The organism is Candidatus Methylomirabilota bacterium (assembly GCA_035315345.1).
GTDB lineage: Bacteria > Methylomirabilota > Methylomirabilia > Rokubacteriales > CSP1-6 > CAMLFJ01.
The window spans coordinates 1-4411 of sequence record DATFYA010000057.1 but is presented as its reverse complement, the minus strand read 5'-3'; the positions used below and the strand labels follow the sequence as shown (position 1 = coordinate 4411).

Genomic DNA, 4411 nt, shown 5'->3' with positions numbered 1-4411 from the left:
CGAGTGACATGACGACCCACCGCGGAGTTGGCAGGGCGACCGCCGCGTGAGGTGGGGCGACGTCTCCCCGCTGAGGCGGCAGCGCCCCGGGGCTAGCTTCGGAGCGCGTACTTGTTGATCAGGCGGTGAAAGGTCTTGCGGTCGATGCCGGCGGCCTTGGCGGCGGCCGACACGTTGCCCTCGTGGCGGGCCAGCAGGTCGCGGAGATACGAGCCCTCGAGCGCGTGCATCCACCGGTCCTTCGCCGCCTTGAGGGTGAGGTCGGTGCCGGCGGGCATTGCGGCGTGGCCCAGGATCGCGTCCGGGCCGGCCGGCGGGGCGGACGACCGCGTCACGTGCTCGGGCAGGTCCCGGGTGGTGATCAGCGGGCCGTCGGCCAGCGCGCACGCGCGCTCGATCACGTTCTGCAGCTCGCGCACGTTGCCCGGCCAGCGGTAGCCGTCGAGGGCCTCGGCGGCCGCGTCGTCCAGGCCGGTCACGCGTCCCTGACCGAACCGCTTCACGAAGGTGCGGGCGAGCAGCCGCACGTCGCCGGCCCGCTCGCGCAGCGGGGGCAGGGCGATCGCGATCACGTTGACGCGATAGTAGAGCTCCTCGCGGAACTGCCCGCGCGCGATCGCGTCCTTCAGATCCCGGTTGGTGGCCGACACCACCCGGACGTCCACGTCGACCAGCGCGGTGCTCCCCACCCGCCGGATCTGCCGCTCCTGCAGCACGCGCAGCAGCTTGACCTGCAGCGGCGCGGGCAGCTCGGCGATCTCGTCGAGGAACAGCGTCCCGTGGTGCGCGGTCTCCACCAGGCCGGCCTTGGCCCGCACCGCGCCGGTGAAGGCGCCCTTCTCGTGTCCGAACAGCTCGGACTCGAGCAGGTGCTCGGGCAGCGAGGCGCAGTCCACCGGGACGAAGGGCTGACGCGCGCGCGGGCTGTTGGCGTGGATGGCCCGGGCGATGAGCTCCTTGCCGGTGCCGGACTCGCCGAGCACGAGGATGTTGGCCTCCGAGCGGGCCGCCTTCTTGACCAGCTCGAAGACCTGGGCCATCGCGGGGCTGCGTCCGACGATGTTGTCGAGGCCGAGCACCTCCCGCAGCTGGTCGCGGAGGTTGCGATTCTCCACCTGCAGCCCGCGGTGACGGAGGCCGCGCTCCACCGCCACCCGCAGCTGCTCGATCGAGAAGTCCTTGGGCAGATAGTCGAACGCGCCCTGCTTGATCGCGGCCACCGCCGACTCGATCGTGGCGAAGCCGGTGAGCAGGATGACGGGCAGGGGGGGGTCCAGCTCGTGCGCGCGCCGCAGCAGCTCCAGGCCGTCCATCTCGGGCATCTTGAAGTCGGTGAGGAGCAGGTCGGGACGCTCGCGCTCCAGGATGTCCAGCGCGGCGCGGCCGTCGCCCGCGGTGACGCACGCGTAGCCCTGCCGCTGAAGGATGCGAGAGCAGCTCTCCAGCATGTCGGGCTCGTCGTCGACGATCAGGATGCGGGCAGCGTCCATGCGGCTGATCGGATCATCGCCGAGAATTCCCGCGAGATCAATTCGGGCGGCGCCTCCGCCGGGCCGGGGTCGCGGTCCGTGGGGGCGAAGTCGCGGCCGCCGGTCAGCCCGTGACGGCGCCGGCGAGCGGAAACGTCAGAATGAAGGCCGCGCCCCGACCCGCCTCGGAGCGCACGTCGATCGTCCCGCCGTGATCCTGGACGATGCCGTGGCTGATCGCGAGCCCGAGACCGGTGCCCTCGGGTTTCGTCGTGAAGAAGGGATCGAAGATCTTCGGCAGGATCTCCCGCGCGATCCCCGAGCCGGTATCCTGCACGGTCATGCGCACCGCTCCCGTCTCGGGGAGGTGCGCGGTCTCGACGGTGATCCGGCCGCCATCCGGCATCGCCATGCGCGCGTTGGTGAGGAGATTGAGCAGGACCTGCCCGATGGCGTTGGCGTCGGCCACGATGGGGGGCAGATGCTCGGCCAACCGGAGCGACACCTCGACGCTCGCGCGACTCATGTCCTTCCCGGCGATCTGGACGATGTCCTCCGCGATCCGGTTCAGGCTCACCGGGCGGCGCGCGCCCGACGATTGGCGCGCGAACGAGAGCAGCGCCTGGGTCACGCCGGCGACGCGGCGCGCGTGCCGCAGGATGACCTGCAGGTCGCTGCGGATCGCCTCCGGCATCGCGTGATCGTCGGCCTCGAGCAGCATGACCTCGACGCGGGAGGTGATGATGCCGATCGGGTTGTTGATCTCGTGCGCGATCCCGGCCGAGAGCGTGCCCAGCGCGGCCAGCTTGTCCGCCTGCCGAGCCGCCCGCTGAAAGGCGACCCGCTCGCTGATGTCGGTGATGAACGCGATGACGCGGCGGCCGTCGTCGGTGCCCACCTGGCTCAGACTCACCTCGACGGGAAACTCGACGCCGTCCTTCCGGAGGCCGGCCAGATCGAGGCCCAGCCCCATCGGCCGCGTTCGAGGCGTCGCCAGGTAGGCCTCCCGGTGCCCGACGTGGGCGGTCCGCATGCGGGTGGGGATCAGCCGCTCCACCGGCTGCCCGATCAGCTCGCCGCGGGTGTAGCCGAACATCGCCTCGGTCCGGGCGTTGACGGTCACGATGACGCCGGCCGGGTCGGTGACCACGATGCCCTCGGACGCGCTCTCCAGGAACGCGCGGGACGTCGCCTCGCTGCGACGGAGCGCCGCCTCGGCGAGCGCCCGCGCGGTGATGTCGCGGCCGACCACCGAGACGCCCATCGGCCGGCCCTGCGCGTCGTGAATCGGCGCAATCGTCAGGAGCAGCTGGAGGCGTCGGCCGCCCGAGGCGGCGTACTCGATCTCGACCCGCTCGATGGTGAGATCGGTCCGCGCGCGGCCCACCGCCGCGGCCAGCGCGTCGCGGCGGGGGCCCGCAGGGAGGAGATCCAGCGGCTGGCCGAGCATGTCGTGCTCGCGGCGACCGAGCAGCCGCTCGGCACCCGTGGTCCACGCGACGATACGGCCGTCCGGTCCCAGCGCGACCACCCCATCGTCGGACGATCGCACGATGGCGGCCAGCAGCGCGTCCCGGGTGATCCCGATCTCGGCGGTCATGCCGGCCGGATTGTGGGCCAAGCGCGCGCTCCCTTCAAGCCCTGGGGTGCCGGCGCCTCACTGAGGCGCTCGCTCCACGGACCGTCTCGTCGGCTTCGTCGGCAAACCCCCGTGTTCGCTGGTGAGACGTGCTGGCCCCTGCGTTGCAATTCATTCGGGACGTCAGACGGAGACGCCCATGCGATTGAACGAGATCCTGGTCCCGACCGACTTCTCCCCGCTGTCCGCGCTGGCCGGCCAGATCCCTCGCGACATGGCCAAGCAGGCCGGCGCGCGGCTGCACGTCCTGCACGTGGTCGCGCGGAATGCCGACCCGTCGCAGCCGGCCGAGGATCTGGCGCGGGTGAGCCGCGCGATGGGCCATGACCTGCGCGTCGAGACGGCGTTGCTGACCGGGTCCTCGGCCCAGAGCATCCTGGCCTACGCGCGGGAGAAGCACATCGATCTCATCGTGATGGGCACGCACGGCCGCACCGGGATGAGCCGGGAGATCCTGGGCAGCGTGGCCGAGACGGTGGTGCGGCTGGGGCCGTGCCCGATCCTGACGGTGCCGGGAGTGGTGGTCGAGCCGATCGGCAACTCGGCGCCCGCATCACTGTCGGCGGAGGTGCCGTCGCGGCCCTGTCTGGTGTGCGGTCACACGAGCGAGGATCTGGTCTGCGAAGTCTGTCGCAATCGCATCCGGGCCGAAGCGCCCGAAAGGAGAACGTCATGCTCGTCGGCGACTTGATGACCACGGCGGCCAACCTGATCACGGTGCCTCCCCAGACCCCGATCCTCGAGGCGCGACGCCTCATGCTGGACAAGCGCATCCGGCATCTGCTGGTCACCGACGCGGACCGGCTGCTCGGGATCGTCACGGACCGCGACATCCGGCTGAACCTGCCGTCGCGGGCCACGAGCCTGTCGGTGTGGGAGATCAATCACCTGCTGCTGAAGCTGACGGTGGACGAGGTGATGACCCGCGGGGTCATCACGGTGGGCCCGGATCGCGACGCCCGAGACGCCGCGCAGCTCATGCTCGACCACTCCATCGGTGCCCTGCCGGTCACCGACGGCGGCGCGCTCATAGGCATCGTCACCGAGACGGACGTGCTGCGCGCGTTCGTGTGGATGTCGGGCGGCCGCAACTCCGCGCAGCCCGTCGCGCGCGCACGACGGTAGTCGGGAGCCGAGCGGGACGGCGCGCGAAACCGGTGAGGGGAAATGGTAGGCGGGGGGAGGATCGAACTCCCGACCCCGGCCTTGTAAGGGCCGTGCTCTCCCAGCTGAGCTACCCGCCTGCGTGATCGAATCTAGGGGGTCGGGATTTCGGTGTCAACCGTCCGATCCCTCAGCGATG

Annotated in this window: 4 protein-coding genes and 1 tRNA gene; 2 read left to right on the top strand and 3 right to left on the bottom strand. The window is 71.1% G+C overall.

Annotation, left to right across the window (positions count from 1 at the left end):
* Positions 1 to 92 precede the first annotated feature (92 nt).
* A complete protein-coding gene (locus VKN16_06710; GenBank protein ID HME93890.1) occupies positions 93 to 1490 on the bottom strand; it encodes a sigma-54 dependent transcriptional regulator in 1398 nt (465 codons plus the stop codon).
* A 103-nt stretch (positions 1491 to 1593) separates the two neighbouring features.
* Positions 1594 to 3090: a PAS domain S-box protein gene (locus VKN16_06705; protein ID HME93889.1), complete on the bottom strand. Its 1497-nt coding sequence runs from the start codon at positions 3088 to 3090 to the stop codon at positions 1594 to 1596.
* A gap of 157 nt (positions 3091 to 3247) precedes the next feature.
* Here VKN16_06705 and VKN16_06700 point away from each other — a divergent pair, with 157 nt between their 5' ends.
* Positions 3248 to 3799 (top strand): universal stress protein, encoded by a 552-nt coding sequence (locus VKN16_06700; GenBank protein HME93888.1) that lies wholly within the window; start codon positions 3248 to 3250, stop codon positions 3797 to 3799.
* Positions 3781 to 4233 carry a CBS domain-containing protein gene (locus tag VKN16_06695; protein HME93887.1) on the top strand — a complete coding sequence of 151 codons (453 nt, stop codon included), beginning with the start codon at positions 3781 to 3783 and terminating at the stop codon, positions 4231 to 4233. Before VKN16_06700 ends, VKN16_06695 begins: the two co-directional genes overlap by 19 nt.
* Before the next feature lie 43 nt (positions 4234 to 4276).
* On the opposite strand, the gene VKN16_06690 is transcribed toward VKN16_06695, so the two are convergent.
* Positions 4277 to 4352, bottom strand: a tRNA-Val gene (locus tag VKN16_06690).
* Positions 4353 to 4411 lie beyond the last annotated feature (59 nt).